Annotated in this window: 15 protein-coding genes; 7 read left to right on the top strand and 8 right to left on the bottom strand. The window is 71.9% G+C overall.

Annotation, left to right across the window (positions count from 1 at the left end; translation table 11 throughout):
* Positions 1 to 171: 171 nt before the first annotated feature.
* The 5 genes from FRANEAN1_RS34645 to FRANEAN1_RS34625 all read right to left on the bottom strand — a co-directional run bounded on the left by FRANEAN1_RS34645 (position 172) and on the right by FRANEAN1_RS34625 (position 6,375).
* Positions 172 to 900, bottom strand: a complete 729-nt coding sequence (locus FRANEAN1_RS34645; protein ID WP_020464338.1) for a CBS domain-containing protein — start codon at positions 898 to 900, stop codon at positions 172 to 174.
* Between the two features lie 207 nt (positions 901 to 1,107).
* The gene (locus FRANEAN1_RS34640; RefSeq protein WP_020464337.1) at positions 1,108 to 2,850 is read right to left on the bottom strand and encodes a GAF domain-containing protein; all 1,743 of its coding nucleotides are present in this window, start codon (positions 2,848 to 2,850) and stop codon (positions 1,108 to 1,110) included.
* Between the two features lie 190 nt (positions 2,851 to 3,040).
* A complete protein-coding gene (locus tag FRANEAN1_RS34635) occupies positions 3,041 to 4,525 on the bottom strand; it encodes a hypothetical protein (RefSeq protein ID WP_020464336.1) in 1,485 nt (494 codons plus the stop codon).
* Between the two features lie 414 nt (positions 4,526 to 4,939).
* Positions 4,940 to 5,680, bottom strand: a complete 741-nt coding sequence (locus FRANEAN1_RS44430; protein ID WP_041255122.1) for a hypothetical protein — start codon at positions 5,678 to 5,680, stop codon at positions 4,940 to 4,942.
* Positions 5,677 to 6,375 (bottom strand): DUF4389 domain-containing protein, encoded by a 699-nt coding sequence (locus FRANEAN1_RS34625; RefSeq protein WP_020464334.1) that lies wholly within the window; start codon positions 6,373 to 6,375, stop codon positions 5,677 to 5,679. The genes FRANEAN1_RS44430 and FRANEAN1_RS34625 overlap by 4 nt, the downstream gene beginning before the upstream one ends.
* A 305-nt stretch (positions 6,376 to 6,680) precedes the next feature.
* Here FRANEAN1_RS34625 and FRANEAN1_RS37650 point away from each other — a divergent pair, with 305 nt between their 5' ends.
* From FRANEAN1_RS37650 to FRANEAN1_RS34615, 3 genes are all read left to right on the top strand, one after another.
* Entirely contained in the window at positions 6,681 to 6,848 is a 168-nt protein-coding gene (locus tag FRANEAN1_RS37650; protein ID WP_347176884.1) for a DUF1918 domain-containing protein, read from the top strand.
* A 145-nt stretch (positions 6,849 to 6,993) separates the two neighbouring features.
* The gene (locus FRANEAN1_RS34620; protein WP_041255120.1) at positions 6,994 to 7,632 is read left to right on the top strand and encodes a response regulator transcription factor; all 639 of its coding nucleotides are present in this window, start codon (positions 6,994 to 6,996) and stop codon (positions 7,630 to 7,632) included.
* 344 nt (positions 7,633 to 7,976) lie between these two features.
* Positions 7,977 to 9,548: an AAA family ATPase gene (locus tag FRANEAN1_RS34615; RefSeq protein WP_020464332.1), complete on the top strand. Its 1,572-nt coding sequence runs from the start codon at positions 7,977 to 7,979 to the stop codon at positions 9,546 to 9,548.
* Between the two features lie 189 nt (positions 9,549 to 9,737).
* Here the strand turns inward: FRANEAN1_RS34615 and FRANEAN1_RS34610 are convergent, their stop codons facing one another.
* From FRANEAN1_RS34610 to FRANEAN1_RS34600, 3 genes are all read right to left on the bottom strand, one after another.
* Positions 9,738 to 10,025 (bottom strand): hypothetical protein, encoded by a 288-nt coding sequence (locus tag FRANEAN1_RS34610; protein WP_347176883.1) that lies wholly within the window; start codon positions 10,023 to 10,025, stop codon positions 9,738 to 9,740.
* Positions 10,026 to 10,092: 67 nt separating this feature from the next.
* The gene (locus tag FRANEAN1_RS34605; protein WP_020464331.1) at positions 10,093 to 12,528 is read right to left on the bottom strand and encodes a phosphoketolase family protein; all 2,436 of its coding nucleotides are present in this window, start codon (positions 12,526 to 12,528) and stop codon (positions 10,093 to 10,095) included.
* Positions 12,525 to 12,872 carry a helicase associated domain-containing protein gene (locus FRANEAN1_RS34600; protein WP_347176882.1) on the bottom strand — a complete coding sequence of 116 codons (348 nt, stop codon included), beginning with the start codon at positions 12,870 to 12,872 and terminating at the stop codon, positions 12,525 to 12,527. The genes FRANEAN1_RS34605 and FRANEAN1_RS34600 overlap by 4 nt, the downstream gene beginning before the upstream one ends.
* 587 nt (positions 12,873 to 13,459) lie before the next feature.
* Here FRANEAN1_RS34600 and nhaA point away from each other — a divergent pair.
* The 4 genes from nhaA (at position 13,460) to FRANEAN1_RS34580 (ending at position 18,849) form a co-directional block, all read left to right on the top strand.
* Positions 13,460 to 14,800, top strand: a complete 1,341-nt coding sequence (gene nhaA / locus FRANEAN1_RS34595; RefSeq protein WP_020464328.1) for a Na+/H+ antiporter NhaA — start codon at positions 13,460 to 13,462, stop codon at positions 14,798 to 14,800.
* Between the two features lie 146 nt (positions 14,801 to 14,946).
* Positions 14,947 to 15,984 (top strand): LacI family DNA-binding transcriptional regulator, encoded by a 1,038-nt coding sequence (locus tag FRANEAN1_RS34590; protein ID WP_020464327.1) that lies wholly within the window; start codon positions 14,947 to 14,949, stop codon positions 15,982 to 15,984.
* Between the two features lie 182 nt (positions 15,985 to 16,166).
* A complete protein-coding gene (locus FRANEAN1_RS34585) occupies positions 16,167 to 16,937 on the top strand; it encodes an SDR family oxidoreductase (RefSeq protein ID WP_041256868.1) in 771 nt (256 codons plus the stop codon).
* 631 nt (positions 16,938 to 17,568) lie between these two features.
* On the top strand, positions 17,569 to 18,849 hold the full coding sequence (locus tag FRANEAN1_RS34580; RefSeq protein WP_020464325.1) for an HNH endonuclease signature motif containing protein: 1,281 nt from the start codon (positions 17,569 to 17,571) through the stop codon (positions 18,847 to 18,849).
* Positions 18,850 to 19,117 lie beyond the last annotated feature (268 nt).

Genomic DNA, 19,117 nt, shown 5'->3' with positions numbered 1-19,117 from the left:
GGGCCCGATGGAGCTGGTCCCAGCGTGAGGCAGAGACGGATGCATCCGAAGCGGCGAAGGTCGGCGGCCCTGTCTGACCTTTGGCCCGCGGGCCGACCGGCCATTCGCACCGTTCACGGACCACGCGCTCTTGACGCGTGAGCAGGCGGCGGTCCGGCGCGTCGCGGACTGTTATCGGGTGCCGCTGTGGGCGGGTTCGCCGCGGTGGCGTACCTCCGCGTCGGGCCCGGGATAGATGAAGCTGACATGACCGGTGTCGGACCAGCGCACCGCGAACGGCGGGTCGCCCGCGGGTGAGCGCACCTCGAAGATCTCCCCGGTCCGGTCCGACTGCTGGGTGGAACTGCGGTGCACGACCAGCGTGTCGCCGGGAGCGGCGCGCATCTTCCTGCGCCGCGGCGGAAGCTCGGGAGTCGCGGCGTGCGGGGCCGGCGCGGCCGCCGCCGTGGACCTGGTCTCCGGCGGACCGGCCTCGTGGTGCGGTGTGAACACTTCGTCGGCCAGCGGGTGGACCAGGTCGGCGACCTGGCGTTCATTGCGGATGAGCAGGTCGTCGACGGAGAGGAGACCGACGACCCGACGGCCCTCCATCACCGGGAGCCGGCGGAAGGCGTGGTCGCGGAACACCCGGTAGGCGCGCTCGACGTCGATGCCGGCGGGAATCGTGATCACCTCGGTGGTCGTCAGCGCCTCGATCTGGCTGTCCGGGGAGACACCGCGCGCGACACCGCGCAGGACGATGTCGCGATCGGTGACGATCCCGACCAGGTTGTCGTCGTCCTCCACGACGAGGAGCGCACCCACCCCCTGGCGCTCCATCTCGCGGGCCGCGTCCTGGATCGAGGTGCTCTTGTCCACGGTGACCGGTTGCCTGGTGATCGTGCTGCGTATGTCGCCCATGCTCAGCGCCTCCACCTGGTGGGGCAGCCGCCGCGTCCTTTGGTGATCATCCGGTACAACGGCGTCTCGCGCCGCACCGGACGTCCAGCGGTCACGAATGGTGCCCATCTGTGTACTCGGAGGGCTACCCGGAGTCGGAGATGGTCATCCCGCGCCGGGCCCCGGAGGTGCCGCAGGAACCGGGCAGCGCCGGAGGTGCAGCAGGAATCAGAACGGGGCGGCCCAGCGGAGGTGGGTGCCGCCGGTGGGCGGTGTCGTGGCGGTGAAGGTGCCGCCGAGGCTCTCGGCGCGGGCGCGCAGGTTGTCCAGGCCGCTGCGGCGGGTGGTGTCACCGATGCCGACCCCGTTGTCGACGGCGTCCAGGGTGACCATGTCCCCGTCCACGGCCAGCCGCACCTCGACGCTGGTCGCGTGGGCGTGGCGGGCGGTGTTCGTGAGGGCCTCGCGGGTGACGGCGAGCAGATGGTCGGTGAGCTGGTCGTCCGCGACGGTGTCGAGGGGCCCGGTCAGGGAGATGGCGGGGGCGAAGCCGAGGGCCAGCCGAACGTCGTCCGCGATCTTGTTGAGGCCGGCGCGCAGGCGACCGCGCTTGGTGGGGCTCTGTCCGCGCAGCTCGAAGATGGAACGGCGGATGTCCTTGATGGTCGCGTCGATGTCCTCGACGTAGCCGTTGAGCCGGCCGGCGTTGGAGGGGTTCTCGTACTGGGCGAGATCCTGCATGCCGAGCGCGACGGCGAACATCCGCTGGATGACGTGGTCGTGCAGGTCACGGGCGATCCGGCCGCGGTCGGCGAGTACCCGCAGGTGTTCCTGGTCGGCTCGGGCCCGGGCGAGCTCGAGGGCTACGGCGACGTGGCCGGCGAAGCCTGCCGCCATGTCGAGGTCGCCGTCGGTGAAGGCGCGGACGCCGCGGTCGCGGCCGATGAGCAGCGCTCCGCCGCACTGGTCGCCGCCGGCGACGAGCGGGACGACCATGAGCGGCCCGGTGCGTGCCGCGCGCTCGTCGGGGAGCGCGTCGAGCTCCGAGTCGTCGACGCGAAGAGCCTGCTGCTCGGCGATCACCCGGCCGGTCAGGGTGTGCTCGAGGGGAATCAGGCGGCCGGCACGGCTGGCATCGGTGCCCAGACCGGCGTGGGCCGAGCCGGTAACGTGACGCTCCGTGACGGCGACGGCGACGCGCGCGTACCCGGCCTCCTTGCTCCGATCGCCTCCGTCCGCAGTGCCCTGGTTCGTGGTGTGCAGCGCGAGGGCGACGAAGGGGGCGTCGGCGACCTCCTGCACCCGGTGCACGAGGGTGGCGAGCGCGTTGTCGGCGCCGACCATCACCTGACGGCTGATCTCCGCCGAGGCGGTCATCCACAGGTGCCGCTGCTGCGCCTCGTGGTAGAGCCGCGCGTTCGCGATCGCCACCCCGGCGTTGGCGGCCAGGGCCTGGGCGAGCTCCTCGTCCTCCGCGGTGAAGGGGACGCCGTCGCGTTTGTCGGTGAGGTAGAGATTGCCGAACACCTCGCCCCGCACAGTGATCGGGACGCCGAGGAAGGTCCGCATCGGCGGATGCCCGGCCGGGAAGCCCTGGGACGCCGGGTCATGGGCGATGTCGTCGGCGCGGCGCGGCCGCGGGTCGTCGATCAGGATGCCGAGCAGGCCGTGACCGGTGGGCAGGTGGCCGATCCGCTCCACGTCCGCGTCGGTCATGCCGACGTGGACGAATTCCTCGAGTGTGCGGTCGGGGGCCACGACGCCGAGTGCGCCGTAGCGGGCACCCAGCAGATCCGTTGCGGCCTCGACGATGTGCCGGAGTAGGACAGGCAGTCGCAGGTCGGTGGCGATGACCCGGTTCGCGTGCAGCAGGCCGCGCAGCCGGCCCTGGGTGGCGAGAACGTCCTGGGCGCGGTCGACGAGTTGGCTGAGCAGGTCGTCGAGTTCGAGACGGGCCACCGTGGGGAACATCAGCCCGTCGCCGACGGGCGGTCCGGCGGGCGCCGGTCCACCCGGCGCCGACCACGGGGACTCCCTGGTCGACGGTTCGGTCGCCGGTGTCCCGCCCGACCGGTGCGAGGTCGAGAAGTCGGATCTTGCCGCCACGCGAGCACGATACGCGAGGTGTGGCTTTCTGGGTTCGGGTTTTGCGAGCGCGGTCTCACCCCGCCGCCCGTCGTGCCGCCCGCAGGGTGGCGTCGGGCGCCGGCACGCCGCGGAGGGTCTTCGCCTCGGGCCAGGGGTCGGTGCCGGCCGGCTCGTCGGTGTGCCCGGCACCCGGCCGGGTGCCGTGCCGTGCCGCCAGGGCCGGTCGGGTTCCGGGCCGGGGGTACCCCGGATGCGCGCACCGAAGCTGGACGAGGTCCGCCGCGGTGGCGTCGGCGAGCGCCGCGGCGCGGTCCCGGTCGCGGCGCAGCGTCCACGGCGCGTCGAGGACGACGGTCTCACCGCGCTCGGCCGCGATGCCCGCGCGCCGCAGCAGCTCGTCGTACCCGAGGTCGGTGGTGCCGCTGGAGGCGCCGTCCGGACCGCTGCCGGTGGGCTCGGCGCGCAGCAGTGTCCATCCCTCCGCGTCGGCGAGGTCGGCGGCCAGCTCGCTGCGTCCCGAGTCGCGGGTCCCGCCGACGAGCACGAGCCGCACCCGCCCGTGGCGCAGGTTCGCGAGGGCCAGTGAGGCCAGGGCCCGTGCCTCGGCGCCGGCGGATTCGTCGCCCTGGGCGTGCCGGGTGCAGGCGACCTTGCAGCGTACGAACGCCCGGTACGCGACGTAGAGGTTCTCCAGCGACCTGGGATGGCTTTCAGCGGAGTACTCGCGGTAACGATCCAGGAAGAACGAGGCGAGATCCGGACGCCCGAGACGTTTGAGGTCCATCGCGAGGAACGCGACGTCGGCGAGGACGTCGCCGACCCGCAGGCGCTGGTCGAACTCGAGGCAGTCCAGGACGCGGGGGCCGTCGTCGAGGCAGTAGATGTCGTCGGCGAGCAGGTCGCCATGCCCGTCGCGGATGAGCCCGCGGTGCTGCCGCTCGCGCAGCAGGGGCTGGCGACCGTCCAGGTAGCGCCCGGCGAGCCGGCCGATGGCGTCGACCGTGCTGGCGTCGAGGACGGAACCCAGGTAGGGCTGGACGCCTCGGATGCCCTCCTCCCACAGCCCGCGCAGCGTGGCGGGCGAGCCGGCCTCGGTGATCCGGGCCGAGGTGTCGCAGCGGGTGTGGAAGTCGGCGAGCAGGCGGGCAACGGCCCGCAGCTCCCCGGTGACGTCCCCGCCGGCGGTGACCAGTGCGGACAGCCGCCGGGCGGCCGGCAGGCGGCGCATGACGACCATGTGGTCGCAGGCGTTGCCGTCGGGGCCGATCACGTCGGCGACACCGAGATAGACGTCCGGCGCCAGCCGCCGGTTGAGGTCCACCTCGGCGTGGCAGGCCGCCTGGCGTGCCTCTCGGGTGCGGAAGTCCAGGAAACCGAGGTCGGCCGGCTTCTTGGTCTTGTAGACCCGGTCACCCAGGAAAACCAGTACAGACGTGTGCGTCTCGACCAGCCGCGCCGGTGCCGGCGTCGGCGCCGGCGTGCCGCCGGGACCAGGCCGGACGCACGCCGATGGCGCCGCCGAGGCGGGAACCGTGTTCGCGACTGTCGCCACACCCATGCCTCAACCCTGCCCCCGGGATGCTCCGGGTACAGCGTTCTCGAGTAGCCCGGCCGGGGTGCGAAGGTCCCGGGGGCGGCGGGACCAACGGGGAAGTCCGGGATTGGCCGTCGGTGCTGCGGTGAGCCGCCTGACCTGACGGGTCCCCGCCCGCCCGGGGCTCGACCTCCCGGCACCCCCGTTCGGGGGACGTTCCCCCGGCTCCGCCCTGCCGAAAGTCCCTTTCACCGATTCGGCGTGATGCCGATTCTGGGAGTGCGTCGCCTCCAGGTGCATCCAGATCGGGGCGGTCGCGGGCTCTGCGGAGATCGGTCTCCCGGGCCCGACCGTGCCGGTCACCTGATGCGGGGACCGGCAGCGGATACCGGAGGTGGGCACGTGAACGGCATCAGAGCGTCCTGGCGGATCAGCCCGTCACGGCCGGGTGCGATGTGCGGCGACTGGATCGACGTCGTGCGGCTCGCGGACGGGCAGCTGGCGGTCAGCATGGGCGACGCCGCCGGTCACGGCGACCAGGCGGCGGCGCTGGCCCTGGTGCTGCGCCGGTTGCTGCGCGACCAGCTGCTCGGCGGCGCCGATCCGGGTCGGGCACTCGGCGGTGCCCTCGCCGAAGTGGCGGAACTCGGATCTCTTCGCCGGTGCCGCGATCTGGTCGAACCGGACGCTGCGGCTCGCCCCCGGGGAGTCGTTGTTCCTGTACACCGACGGCCTCACCGAGGCGCGGAACTCGGCGGGCGTCGAGTTCGGACCCGACTGGCTGGTGGGCGCCGGCTGGCGGCAGACCGGGAGCAGCACGCCGGGCCGGGGCCGCCGCCCCTCCGCGGTGTCCGGCGTCCTCGAGCGCCCGATGATCGTTCCGCGCTGGTGCTCGCGTGCGTCCCGGAGGCCGACGGCCACGATGGCGACCGTGCGCTCGGTGATTCCGGCAGGCTCGGTGACACCATCCGGCGCGATGCCGCCGTCGAGCAGTGCGGCGTGGGCTGACATCGCCGCGAGACCCGGTCGGACAGCGCCGGCCGGTGGCGTGCGCCGGTCGTGATCAGGGGCACGCGCGGTAAGCATGTTGTCGGTGAACCCGACGAAGAGAATGCCGAGCGCGGACGGCGCGACGTCGACGAGGTCGGCGCCCGTGGGCGGCGTACCGCGACGGATCACCGTCTGCCAACCGCGGGGTTCGGGGCAGGCTGGTCCTGAGGTTCCGGTTCGGCGCCGCCGGAGTCGAGCCGGAACGGGGGGTACTCGTCGGTCATCAGGGCGGCGTAGACGCCGACCCGGATCACCCACCGGTTGAGCCCGACGACAAGATCGTAGAGGGCTCGCGGATAGGTGCCGGCCACCGCGAGAGTGATCGCCGCGATGAGAGCGAGCAGGCCGATGAGCCCGCCGCCCGTGCCCGCCGTCAGCAGGGCGTTGTGGCTGAGGGTCGTGCCGCCGACAAGGAACCCCACGACCAGATAGTGCGGGATGAGCAGCAGCCACCACTTGACGAGCACCAGACCGCGGGAGAGCTGGGCCGGGTACGGGATCGTGAGGTGAGCCGGGTAGCCGGGCTCCTCGCCGAGGGAGAACGGCGGATAGCGGTCCGTCGCCAGCGCGCTGTAGGAGTAGTAGGACACCCGCCAGGACCAGCGCAGCACCCCCGTGTTGAAGTCGAAGATCGCCCGCGGGTAGCGGCCGGTGAACAGGATCGCCACACCGGCGACGGCTGTCAGGACGACGAACGCCACCCAGAGGAAGAACAGCACCACGTAGTGCGGGATGGCGAGGAACCACTTGACCAGCCAGAGCCAGCGCGAGAGCGGCTCGTCGAGGCGGGCATTCACTTTGATCGGGTACGGGCGGTCGTTCATCACACACCCCGCTGCCGCGTTCCGGTGCTGGGAGACGGGCCGGCCGGGGTGGTCGGGGCTCCCGCACCGGTTGCGCTGCTCGGTTCGGTTCGTCTGGCCTGTCGGGGAAGTGGTTCCCGGATCACGGGCCGACCTCAGCGACCTTCGGCAGGGATGCCGGGGGCCGCAGGTCCTGTGCCTTTCGGGAGCGACGTCTGCTCTGGCCACCCCTGGAAGTGAGCATGCTCCCCCGTGTGGTTCGCCGCAGGCGTTGGCAGGAGGAGGCCTCCATGACGGGTTAGATCACGTTCCGGGCGCCGGTGACGGTGCCGGCCCCGACCCCGAAGCGGGACGGGGAGATCCTCGAGGTCGCGACGCCCGCCGGCGATCCCCCCTTCCTGGTCCGCTGGTCGGACGGCAGACTGAGCTACATCCACCCGGGCCCGGACGCGCGGATCCACCACTACGGTGAGCCGGTGGGCAGCTCCCGCTGACGGGCGGTCCAGGCGGGCGGCGGCCACCCGACCAGCGGTTGCGGTGTGAATGGCCGGCTGGACGCGAGGGCCGCCGCCGCGCCCGTTGGTCCTGGCGGGCGTAAGCCGATTGGCGAGGCGACTCCGAGGCCGTATCGTCGCGCTCATGGAGAAGATCCGGGTGTTCGTTCTCGATGACCACGAGATCGTGCGTAATGGTCTGCGTCAGACGCTCGCCCGGCATGACGATATCGAGGTCGTCGGAGAGGCCGGGCTGGCCGCGGAGGCGTTGCGGCGGATTCCCGCGCTGCATCCGCATGTGGCGGTGCTGGACGGGCGGCTGCCTGATGGCAGTGGCATCGACGTGTGCCGGGAGGTGCGGTCGGCGTTGCCGGATGTGGCGTGCCTGATTCTGACCTCCTATGACGACGACGAGGCGCTGTTCTCGGCGATCATGGCGGGTGCGGCGGGGTACGTGCTGAAGGAGATCCGGGGCAACGACCTGGTGGGGGCGATCCGGACGGTGGCGTCGGGGCAGTCGCTGCTGGCGCCGTCGGTGACGCGGCGGGTGCTGGAGCGGCTGCGGGACGGGCCGAGCGAGGACCCGGCGATGGCGACGCTGAACCAGCGGGAGCGCGAGATCCTGCAGCTGATCGCGGACGGGTTGACGAACCGGCAGATCGGCACGCGGCTGGGCCTGTCGGAGAAGACGGTGAAGAACTACGTGTCGAGCATTCTGGAGAAGCTCGGCCTGGCGAGCCGTACGCAGGCCGCCGTCTACCTGATGAAGCAGACCGGGGAGTAGCCCGGGCGTGTGCGGGGGGTGGCCGCCGGCTGCCCCCCCGCACACGCGTCCGCCCGGGATCCCACCGAGGTGTCTGACAGGTGCCGTCTGACGGGTGAACCGAGTCGTGTGACAGGCGATGGGCGGGCGGGTTGCCCGAAGGTCCCGTCGTCACGGGGCTGGAGGTCCGCCGGCCCGGCGTCCCGATCGTCCCCTGACGGCTCGGCCCGAATAGGGGATCGTTTCCCGTGGAGGGAGTCGGACCATGACGGACGATCCCGGAGCCCGGACCACTCGGCCGGCACCGGTGAACCACACGTCGATGGTCGTGGCGATATCGTCCCGAAAACGTCTGGAGACGTCGGATGCTGGTTCAGAAGAATTCGGTGCCGGACAAAGTGGATCTCGCTTCCGATTTCTCTGGAGAGCTGGAGGCCGGGGCGACGGAGAAGCAGCCGGCCCCGGAACTCCATCTGGACAACCGGGAGACCGTGGAGACGCACACTGCGATCCTTTTCCTGACCGAGGACCGCGTTTACAAGCTGCGCAAGCCGGTCGACCTCGGCTTCGTGGATCTCCGCACCCGGCACGCGCGGCTCACGGCCTGCGAGGACGAGGTGCGTCTCAACCGGCGGCTGGCCCCGGACGTGTACCTCGGCGTCGCCGACATCCGGGACGAAGAGGGTCACCCGCGCGACCACATGGTCGTGATGCGCCGGATGCCCGCCGACCGCCGGCTGTCGGAGCTGGTGCGCGGCGGCGCCGACCTGACCGGCGAGCTGCGCGTGATCGCCCGCACGATGGCGGCGTTCCACGAGCGGTGCGAGACCTCACCGGAGATCTCCCGGGCCGGTGGGCTCGCCAACCTGGAGGCGCTGTGGCTGGAGGCGATGGACGCCGTCGCGCCCTTCCGCGGCTCGATCCTGGACGCCGGCACCGTCGACGAGATCGGCCGGCTGGCCCTGCGGTACCTGGCCGGCCGGGCGCCCCTGCTGGCGGAGCGGCAGCGCGCCGGGCGGATCCGCGACGGGCACGGTGACCTGCTCGCCGACGACATCTACTGCCTGGACGACGGCCCGCGGGTGCTGGACTGCATCAACTTCGACCGCCGGCTGCGGGTCGGTGACGTCCTCGCCGACGTCGCGTTCCTCGCGATGGACCTGGAGCGGCTCGGCGCCCCGGCGGCGGCCCGGACGTTCCTCGACGCGTACCGGGAGTTCTCCGGCGAGACCCATCCGGCGTCCCTGGAGCACCTCTACATCGCCTACCGGGCGTTCGTCCGGGTGCGCATCGCGTGCATCCGCGACCACCAGGGCGATCCGGAGGCCGCCGAGGAGGCTCGCCGGCTCGCCGACATCGCGCTGGCGCATCTCCGCCGGGGCCGGGTGCGGCTGGTGCTGGTCGGCGGGCTGCCCGGCACGGGCAAGTCGACGCTGGCGAGCGGCCTGGCCGACGGGCAGGACGAATGGGTGCTGCTGCGCTCGGACGTGGTGCGCAAGGAACTGGCCGGACTGGCCCCGGACATCGCGGTCGACGTCGCCCCCGGTGCGGGGATCTACGGTGTCGAGGCGACCGAGCACAGCTACGCCGAGTTGATCGCGAGGGCGCGGCAGGCGCTGGAGCGCGGCCAGAGCGTCGTGCTCGACGCATCCTGGTCCTCCGGGCTGTTCCGGGAACTCGCTGCCGAAACCGCGAAGGCGACCGGCGCCGACCTGGCGCAGGTGCGCTGTGTGGCCCCGGCGCCGGTCGCCGTCGCCCGCATCGAGTCCCGGCGGTCCATGCGGGCTCGCGGGACCGGTGCGGACGCCTCGGACGCGACGGGCGTGATTCACGCGGCGATGGCCGATCGCGCCGACCTCTGGCCGGCCGCGTTCGAGATCGACACCACGGGGTCTGTCGAGGAGACGGTCGCTGCCGCCCGGCGGGTCGTCGACTGACACCCGGGCGGTGCCCGGCGTCGCCGCTGAGTTTCAGGCGGCGCTTGGCGCCGCCGTCCCCCGAAGGGGTTCACCGACCGACGCACCGGTGGACGCGGATCCCTCAAGCCCTCCCGGCCCACCGCGATGGTCGAGAAGGTGGAGCGACGGGATGCGGCGCGGGCGCTGGGCGTGGAAGTGCTCCTCACGTCACGCGGCGGTGCGGTCCGCTGCCTGCGGCCTGCCCGCGCCCGGGGCCTCGCCGTGCTCCTCGAAGGGGACGCCGAGGTCGACGTCGGCGAGCAGCTCACCCCACGCCGCGAAATCCCCGACGGCCAGACCGTCACGGGTGACGCGAAGGACGCGAGCGCGCCGCCCACTGTCCATCGCAATGATCGTCTCCTCGACCCGGTAACCGTTGCTGGTGCTCCATCGCATGCAGTTCAGGGTGCCCCGCGCCGTCAGGGCGTTCACCGGCGCGGGGTCACCCGCTGGCATGACCTTCGGCGAGCTCCGGGAGACGTCCGCCCCGCCCGGTGGCGGCCCTGCAAGCCCGCGGTCCGGCTCAGGTATCGCGGCCCGGCCAGGTCCACTCCCGGATCTCGGGCAGGTCCTCGAAGTGCTCGGTGACGTGGGCGTCGTGGCGGGTCAGCTGGTCCTGGCAGTGGCTGACCAGGCGGTCGGTGCCGGGACGGGTGGTCCGGGTGAACTCCACGGCGAGCTGGGCCAGGTGGTACCGGCTCAGGCCGTTGCGGACGACCATGTCGAACGGCGTCGTGGTCGTGCCCTGCTCGGTGAACCCGCGGACGTGGAACCGCTGCGGGTTCGCCCGGCCGTGCAGCAACTGGTGGACGGCCCGGCTGTAGCCGTGGAATCCGACGACGACGTCCGTCGAGTCGGTGAACAGCGCGCGGAACATCGGCGTGGAGAACCCGTGCGGGTGCAGGTCCGAGCGCAGCAGGGCCATCAGGTCGATGATGTTGACGACCCGGACGGCCAGGCTGGGCACGTACCGGCGGAGCAGGTCCGCGGCCGCGAGGATCTCCAGTGTCGGCACGTCGCCGATCCCGGCGAGGACCACGTCGGGCTCACGGTCGAGGTCGGTCTCGGTGCCGGCCCAGTCCCAGACCGACCCGCCGCGGGCGGCGTGCTCGGCGGCCTCGTCGGCGGTCAGGTACTGCAGGTGCGGCTGTTTGTCGGCGACGAGCAGGTTGACGTGGTCGCGGCTGCGCAGGCAGTGGTCGGCGACCGAGAGCAGGCTGTTCGCGTCCGGCGGCAGCCAGATCCGGGCGACCCCGGGCGAGAGCGGCACGACCGTGTCGATGAGCCCCGGCCCCTGGTGGGAGAAGCCGTTGTGGTCGTTGCGCCAGCAGGTGCTGGTCAGCAGGACGTTCAGGCTCGGGACGGGGGCGCGCCACGCCAGCCGGCTCGCCTCCTGGAGCCACTTGGTGTGCTGGATCACCATCGACGCCGACACCATCGCGAACGCCTCGTAGGTGGCGAACAGGCCGTGCCGGCCGGTCAGGGTGTAGCCCTCCAGCCAGCCCTCGCACAGGTGCTCGGAGAGGACCTCCATCGCCCGGCCGGCCGGGCTGACCCGGTCGTCGCGCGGGTCGATCGGCGCGACCAGGCAGCGGTCGGTGACGTCCAGGATCGCCCCGAGGCGGTTGCTGGCCAGCTCGTCCGGGCTGAAGACCCGGAAGGTGGTCGGATTGTCCCGGTAGACGTCGGCCAGCAGCTCGCCCAGCGGCCGGGTCGTCTCGTGGACGAGGCTGCCGCGGCGGGCCGGGTCGACGTCGAGGGCGTGGGCCCGCCAGTCGCGCAGCCGCAGCGGCTCGGTGCGCACGCCGCCGTTGGCGTAGCTCGTGGCGCCCAGCCGGGCCGGGCCGTCCGGGGCGAGCGCCGCCAGCTCGGGGACCAGCCGGCCGTCGGCGTCGAACAGCCGCTCGGGCTGGTAGGAACGCAGCCAGGCCTCGAGCTGGGCGAGATGCTCGGGATTGTCCCGCACCCCCGACAGCGGCACCTGGTGCGCTCGGAACGTCCCCTCGACAAGGACGCCGTCCACCTCGTGCGGGCCGGTCCAGCCCTTAGGGGTCCGCAGCACGATCATCGGCCAGATCGGCGCCTCGGTGACGGTGGCACCTGGACGTCGGGCCGTCCGCTGGATGTCGCGGATGCGGCTGTGTGCTGTGGTGAGCGCGGCGCTGAACGCACGGTGCACCGCGCGGACGTCGTCCCCCTCCACCCACAGGACGTCGTACCCGTGGCCGGCGAACAGGTGGTTCAGCCGTTCCCGGGAGAGCCGGCCGAGCACCGTCGGGTTGGCAATCTTGTACTCGTTGAGGTTGAGGATCGGCAGCACCGCGCCGTCGCGGGACGGGTTGAGGAAGTCGACGCCCTTCCAGCTGCCCTCCAGCGGGCCGGTCTCGGCCTCGCCGTCGCCGACAACGGCGGCGACCAGCAGATCGGGGTGGTCGAACACGGCGCCGAACGCGTGGACGAGCGCGTAGCCGAGCTCGCCGCCTTCGTGGATCGACCCCGGCGTCGGGACGCTGACATGGCTCGGGATACCACCGGGGGTCGAGAACCTCCGCACGAGCTGGGTCAGCCCGGCGACGTCCCGCGACACGCTCGGGTAGATCTCCGAGTACGTGCCCTCCAGGTAGGTGTTGGCGACCAGCGCCGGCCCGCCGTGCCCGGGGCCGGCCACGTAGAGCACATCCTGGCCGGTCCGGCGGACCAGCCGGTTCAGGTGGGCGTAGACCAGATTCAGCGCCGGGGACGTCCCCCAGTGGCCCAGCAGCCGCGGCTTGATGTCGTCGCGGCGCAGCGGCCGGCGCAGCAGCGGGTTGTCCATCAGGTAGATCTGCGCCGCGGTCAGGTAGTTCGCCGCGTTCCAGTAGGCGATCAGCCCGTCCAGCTGGGCCTCGTCGAGCCCGTGCTCCAGGCCGCCTTGTTCCTGGTCGCCTTGTTCCTGGTCGTGGACGGCCGGGGCGGTCATGCGCGGTCCTCTCCTGCGCGGTGCCAGCGGTCCCGAACAGGCTCCCACTGCCAGCCGGGGATGCGCTCCAGCGCGTCGCGTCGCGTGCCGGAGAGATCACCCTCCAGGCGGGCGATGCGTTCGCCGGCGGCCCAGGCGGCCAGCGGGAAGCCATCCGAGTCGATGTAGCCGTCCGGGATGAGGGTATCGCCCTGGGTGTGCGCGTAGGCCCGCAACGCGGCCAGCCCCTGGTCGAACCGGGAGTCCTCCGCCCGTTCCTGCGCCGCGGACAGCCGCTCGACGCCCCGCCTCAGCCGTCTGGACCGCCGCGCGTCGTCGGCGTCGGTCCTGTGATCACCGGTCACGACCCTCATCGCCTTCCCGCCTGATCCGCTGCCTGCGGATCGTCGGATTTCCACCCCGCAACTTTCTTCACCACGGGGTCGGGCGGGAAGCGCTCTTCGGCCCGGTGCCGGCGGGTCGAACGTCCTTCCCGGCGCTGGTCAGATGCGCAGCGGTGCGTGGGCGAAGTCGACGACGCCCTTGTCGAAGTCGACGGCGGCCCGGAAACCGAGGACGTCACCGGCCCGGTCGGAGGAGGCGAACACGTGCCGGACGTCCTCCGCGCGGCTACACCCGGTGATCACCGGCTCGGCCGCGCCGTGGGCCCGCGAGAGGGCATGCGCCAGGTCACCGATGGCGCGCTCCCGACCACCTGGACGGCGGCGGCGGCCGGCGCGCTGCTCGGCGCCGCGGTAGCGGTGAAGCTCTACCCGTCGCTGCCGCTGCCCGCCGCGGTGCGTTCGGTAGGGTCGGTCCCGGTGTGCCGGGAAGTCTGGTCGGCGAGGTGGCGCGTTGCGCCCTCACAGCCAGGGACGACCGGTTCAGGATGGTCACCCGTCGTGAGGTCGGGGCGGCGCCGCGCGACCGCGCCGACCGAGGAGACCAGCCGATGCCGAGCGTTCCCCCAGCCCCCACGCCCGGCCCTGCCTCGGGCTCCGGCTCGTCGGTGTCCCGGCCGCGGCTGCTGGCCCGGCCGACCTGGCCGCAGGCACGGTACGTCGCCGGGATCCTGCGCAGTGAGACGGTCGGCGGCCTGCTGTTGCTCGCGGGCGCCGTGGTGGCGCTGGTCTGGGCGAACTCACCGTGGCGGGACGCCTATGCCACCGTCGTCCACACCGGCGTGGGCCCCGCGTCCCTGCGCCTGCATCTGGACCTGGAGCACTGGGCCGCCGACGGGCTGCTTGCGATCTTCTTCTTCGTGGTGGGCCTCGAGCTCAAACGCGAGTTCGTCCTCGGCGATCTGAGATCACCGAGCCGCGCGGCGCTGCCCATCGTGGCCGCCCTCGGCGGGATGCTCGTGCCCGCGCTCATCTACACGCTGGTCAACGGCCTGGCCGTGGACGGCTCCCCCGAGGGCTGGGCGGTGCCGACGGCCACCGACATCGCCTTCGCGGTCGCGGTGCTGGCGATCATCACGACGCATCTGCCGGCGGCGCTGCGGTCGTTCCTGCTGACGCTGGCGGTGGTCGACGACCTGCTCGCGATCGTGATCATCGCCGTGTTCTTCACCGACCGGCTCAGCCCCGCGCCGCTGGCGGGCTCCCTCGCGGTCATCGCGGTGTTCGCGTTGCTGGTGAACCGCGGCGTCACCCGCTGGTGGCTGCTCATCCCGCTCGCGCTCGTTGCCTGGGCCCTCATGCACGCCTCGGGGGTGCACGCGACCATCGCCGGGGTACTGCTGGGGTTCGCCGTGCCGGCCCGCCCTCGCTCCGGCGAGCACGCCGGGATGTCCGAGCGGTTCGAACACGCCTGGCGTCCTGTCTCGGCGGGCGTCGCGGTTCCGTTGTTCGCGTTGATGGCCGCCGGGGTCTCGCTCGCGGGCGGCGGCGTCAGCGCCGCGCTGGCCGATCCGGCCGGCCTGGGTGTGGCGATGGGCCTGCTGCTGGGCAAGCCAATCGGGGTGATGGGTGCCACCGGCCTGCTCGCCCGGTTAACCCGGGCCGAACTGGACCCCGACCTGTCCTGGTGGGACGTCGCCGGCGTCGCCGTGCTCGCCGGAGTCGGGTTCACTGTCTCCCTGCTCATCGGCGAGCTGGCCTTCGGCGCCGGCACAGCGGAGAACGATCACGTCAAGGCCGCCATCCTGATCGGCTCGCTGGCCTCGGCACTGCTCGCCTCGATCGTGCTGCGGGCGCGTAACCGGGTGTATCGCCGGATCGAGGAGCGGGAGACCGTCGACCTCGACGCCGACGGCATCCCCGACGTCTTCCAGGAACCGACCGTCGGCTGAGGTCGTCGAGATGGCCAACACCAAGGTGCGGCTGTTCCGTGCCGGCTGATCTCCGTGCCGGGTTCGACCACGAGGGCGTCCAGCACCCGTGGGGGAGATCCGGACGACAATCGGGGGAAGGGCCGGGGACGACCGGAGGGGGCGCGATGGCCGGGACGGACGTTCCGAGCGTGAAGGACGTCGCGGCGCACGCCGGGGTGTCGCTGGGCACGGTGTCGAACGTGCTCAACCGGCCGGAGCTGGTCGCCCGGCCCACCCGGGAACGGGTGCTCGCCTCGATCGCCACTCTCGGCTTCGTCCGCAACGAGTCTGCGCGGCAACTGCGGGCCGGCGGCAGCCGGCTGCTCGCCTACGTGGTGCCCGACACCGCCAATCCCGTCTTCGCCGACGTCGGCGCCGGTGTCCAGGAGGTCGCGGATCGCGCCGAGCTGGCGGTGTTCCTGTGTAACAGCGGCGAGGAGTCCCGCCGGCAGGCGACCTACCTGAGCCTGCTCGAACAGCAGCGCGTCGAGGGAGTCCTTCTCACTCCGGTGGGCGAGGTCGACGAGCCCCTGGTGTCGCTGGCGCGGCGGGGGACACCGGTCGTGCTCGTCGACCGCGCCGGCGGGCCGGGGATCTGTTCGGTGACGGTCGATGACGTGGCCGGCGGTGAGCTCGCTGTGTCCCATCTGCTCGACAGTGGCCACACCCGGATCGCCTTCGTCGGCGGCCCGGGCCAGTGGCGGGTCGCCGACCGGCTCGCCGGCGCCCGCCGCGGCCTGCTGCACGCCGGTGCCGACCCGGACAGCCTGCTGCGGGTCGACACCCGCGGCGCCGACGTCGCCGCCGGCCGCCGGGCCGGGGAACGACTGGCCGATCTGTCCGGCAGCGGACGTCCCACGGCTGTGCTCTGCGCCAACGACATGGTCGCCCTCGGCCTGTTGCAGCAGGTGACGCGGCTCGGCCTGCGCGTCCCCGACGATCTCGCCGTGGCCGGCTACGAGGACATCGAGCTCGCCGCCGTGGCGGCGGTTCCGCTGACCTCCGTGGCGCGGCCGCGCCAGCTGCTGGGACGTACCGCCGCCGAGCTGCTGCTGGCGGAGACGCACGACCGCGCGGGACATGAGCACAGCCAGGTCGTGCTGGCACCCGAGCTGGTGGTCCGGGCGTCCACCGGGCGCCGGCCGGCGGACATCGTCTCCTGAGCACCGCCAAGGGCCCACGCGCCGGCGGGTGGCGTCCGGCGGCCGGGAGCAGTGGCATCGGCGTGCCACCGGCGTGCGCGGCGGCACGGTCCGCGCTGGCTCACCGTCGACCTCGTCCACGGGGGTGACCCGCTCCATGTGAGCGGCCGATCGGCGAGACTCGCACGGTGGCAGACGACGCGATAAAGACACCTGACCAGCTCTTCGACCTCACCGGACGGGTCGCCGTCGTGACCGGCGGCAGCCGGGGGATCGGCCGCGCGGTGGCCGGGGGGCTCGCCGCGGCCGGCGCCGACATCGTCATCGCCAGCCGCAAGATCGAGGCCTGCCAGGCCGCGGCCGCCGAGATTGAGGCCGAGACCGGTCGGCGGGCGCTTCCCGTCGCCTGCCACGTCGGCCGGTGGGACGACTGCGACCGCCTCGCCGACGCGGTCTACGACAAGTTCGGCCGCTGCGACGTCCTGGTGAACAACGCCGGGATGTCCCCCGTCTACGACACCCTCACCTCGGTGACCCAGGAGCTCTACGACAAGGTCCACGCGGTGAACGCGGGCGGCCCGTTCCGGCTGAGCGCCCTCGTGGGATCGAGGATGGCGGCCGGCGACGGCGGGTCGATCATCAACGTGACGACGGCGGGTTCGTTGCGCCCCAACGCGAGCGATCTCCCCTACGCCATGGCGAAGGCGGCCCTCAACGCCCTGACTCTCGGGCTGGCCGGCGCGTGGTCGCCCAAGGTGCGCGCGAACCTGGTGCTTCCCGGCGCGTTCGACACCGACATAACCAAGGCCTGGGGCCCGGACGCGAAGCGCCTGGCCGGCGAGATGAATCCGATGAAGCGGATTGGGGCACCCGGAGACATGGTCGGCGTCTGCGTCTTCCTGGCGAGCGCTGCGGCCAGCTATGTGAACGGCGCACAGATCCTCGTCGACGGCGGCCTCTTCCGGACTCTCTGACCGTGCGTTCCGGCCCGGCACCCGTCGGGCCGGAACGCTGGAGCGGTAGCAGGGCGTCCTCTATCGCGTGGGTCTTCACGGCGATCACGGTGGACGGAAAACCGAACTCGTCGGCGGCGCATCATATCGAGCGTGGCATCGCCCGCGCACCCGACGATGTACGCAAGGCTTTCCGGCGGCTGCCTGCCGGTGAGCCAGCAGACTCCTAGCGCCTTCGGGAATCGCTCACTATTCTAAAATTAATGTTCAGTGTCTCGCTCTCGGGAGCCCTGAGACATCTCAAAGGTATCACGAGTGGCGTCGTAGTCAAGGCTCGAGGAAATCTGTCGAGACCATTTTTGCGACCACGCGAGATTGCCTGATGGATATGCAGGATTGCGTGAACTGGGCGTGGTCTCTCTCGCGAGTCACTTGTTCTTCCCGCCCGCCAGCCATAGCGTCGAACGCACGTTCGATCCCAACGGTTTGATGGATAGGCGGTGACACCGTGACCTCTGTTCCCGGCTCGAGGTGTGGTGCGTCGCCGCGTGGGCGACGCACCGTCGCTCACGCGCCCGGTACCAGGAGCGGTTCTGCTGCCACATCCGCCGGGTCAGCCCGCCGGCCCGTACCCGGGGATGAGGCTGCCACCGTGACCGGAAGGCCGACGGCGCACTCGGCCGGCCCAGAAGAAGACGCGGGGGAGACGAGCGGCGGCCTCCTTACCCGCGAGGCGCTCGACATGAAGGCAGGCGATCTGCTCAGGGAGATCTCTCGTGTCGTGCGCGTGATCGCGGCTGGCCACGCGGGTCTGCTGACCCTGCTGGCTCAGTTCGCAGCCCTCCGGCTCCCGCCGGGCGCCGGGCAGTCGCTGATGTCCGACGAGTTCGTACCAGAAGAGGTAGCCGCCGCGATGGCGGTCTCGCCCCAGTCGGCCACGGCCCAGATGGCGTTCGCCTGCACGGTCACCCGGCGTCTCCCGGACGCGGTCGACGCACTCAGGGTGGGAGTTCTGGATCTCCAACGGCTGCACGCACTGGAGAAGGCGGTGCACCCACTTGACGATCGCGCCGCGGGCGAGGTCGAGGCGCGTGTGCTCGCCGGAGGAGCGCGACCGAACCGGCGTGCCTTCACCGATGCCTGCCGGCGCGCCGTGGCCAAGGTCGACCCGCAGGGGGCGGCGGATCGGGCGGAGACCCGGCGCAAGGACCGGCGGGTGTGGGTCTCGCCTGACGAGGGCGGGACAAGCTCGCTCGGCGCTGTCCTTCCCGCGGAGGACGCCGAGGCCTGCTACCGGCGGATCGATCAGGCTGCCCGCTCCATCAGCGAGAACAGGTCCGCGGGGGATGACCGGACCCGTGACCAGATTCGTGCCGACGTGCTGGTCGACCTGCTCACGGGCCGAGGCAGCCACGCCGCGCCGATGCCGTGCGAGATTCAGGTCGTCGTACCCGTGACGACCCTGATCGGCCTGTCCGACGACCCCGGAGAGATTCCGGGGTACGGCCCGATCCCCGCTCGAATCGCCAGGGAGATGGCCGACCGGCCCGGCTCGACCTGGCGGCGGATTCTGACCGATTCACAAGGGCATCTGGTCGAGGTCGCCGACCGGCGTCTCCCTAACACTGCGCAGGTCCGCCATGTTCGCGCCCGCAACCGAACCTGCGTTTTCACGGGCTGCACCCGACCATCACAGCGCACCGACACCGATCACACCATACCTTTCTCCGAGGACGGGCGGACCCTAACCAGGAACCTCGGCCCGCTGTGCCGCCGACACCACCGGATGAAACATCGCGGCCACTGGAAAGTTACCCAACCAGAGGAAGGGACCTTCGTGTGGGTCAGCCCTCTCGGGCGAACCAGCATCACCAACCCCCACGCATATCTCGAAGTCGATACGCGCGTAGGAAGAGAAAATGGGGTGCATTGATTTTCAGGTACGGGTTTATCGGATACGACGTGTCGAGGACCGTGCGGAGCATCGCGCGGGCCTCCGTGCCCGGTGGACCGCTTCGCGGGCTTCCTCCTTGAACTGGGAGATCGTCTCCAGGTCGTCGATGCGGCACGGCGCGAGCAGACGCACCTGCTCGCCGCCGATCGTCACGCTTTGCTCCCGTCCCGGTCCAGCCATCAAGATCTCTCCAGGAAGGCTGGCGCACGCCTGGGACCTGGGCAGGGTTGCCGTCCTGGCGCAAGGG

The organism is Parafrankia sp. EAN1pec, from assembly GCF_000018005.1.
GTDB classification, from domain to species: domain Bacteria; phylum Actinomycetota; class Actinomycetes; order Frankiales; family Frankiaceae; genus Parafrankia; species Parafrankia soli.
This window is presented reverse-complemented; position numbering and strand designations above follow the sequence as displayed.

Excerpts from the sequence above, each read along its gene's own strand:
- FRANEAN1_RS34645 (WP_020464338.1), bottom strand. The coding sequence starts at position 900 with ATGGGCGACATACGCAGCACGATCACCAGGCAACCGGTCACCGTGGAC.
- FRANEAN1_RS34640 (WP_020464337.1), bottom strand. The coding sequence starts at position 2,850 with ATGTTCCCCACGGTGGCCCGTCTCGAACTCGACGACCTGCTCAGCCAA.
- FRANEAN1_RS34635 (WP_020464336.1), bottom strand. The coding sequence starts at position 4,525 with ATGGGTGTGGCGACAGTCGCGAACACGGTTCCCGCCTCGGCGGCGCCA.
- FRANEAN1_RS34625 (WP_020464334.1), bottom strand. The coding sequence starts at position 6,375 with ATGAACGACCGCCCGTACCCGATCAAAGTGAATGCCCGCCTCGACGAG.
- FRANEAN1_RS34620 (WP_041255120.1), top strand. The coding sequence starts at position 6,994 with ATGGAGAAGATCCGGGTGTTCGTTCTCGATGACCACGAGATCGTGCGT.
- FRANEAN1_RS34615 (WP_020464332.1), top strand. The coding sequence starts at position 7,977 with ATGCTGGTTCAGAAGAATTCGGTGCCGGACAAAGTGGATCTCGCTTCC.
- FRANEAN1_RS34610 (WP_347176883.1), bottom strand. The coding sequence starts at position 10,025 with ATGCCAGCGGGTGACCCCGCGCCGGTGAACGCCCTGACGGCGCGGGGC.
- FRANEAN1_RS34605 (WP_020464331.1), bottom strand. The coding sequence starts at position 12,528 with ATGACCGCCCCGGCCGTCCACGACCAGGAACAAGGCGACCAGGAACAA.
- nhaA (WP_020464328.1), top strand. The coding sequence starts at position 13,460 with ATGCCGAGCGTTCCCCCAGCCCCCACGCCCGGCCCTGCCTCGGGCTCC.
- FRANEAN1_RS34590 (WP_020464327.1), top strand. The coding sequence starts at position 14,947 with ATGGCCGGGACGGACGTTCCGAGCGTGAAGGACGTCGCGGCGCACGCC.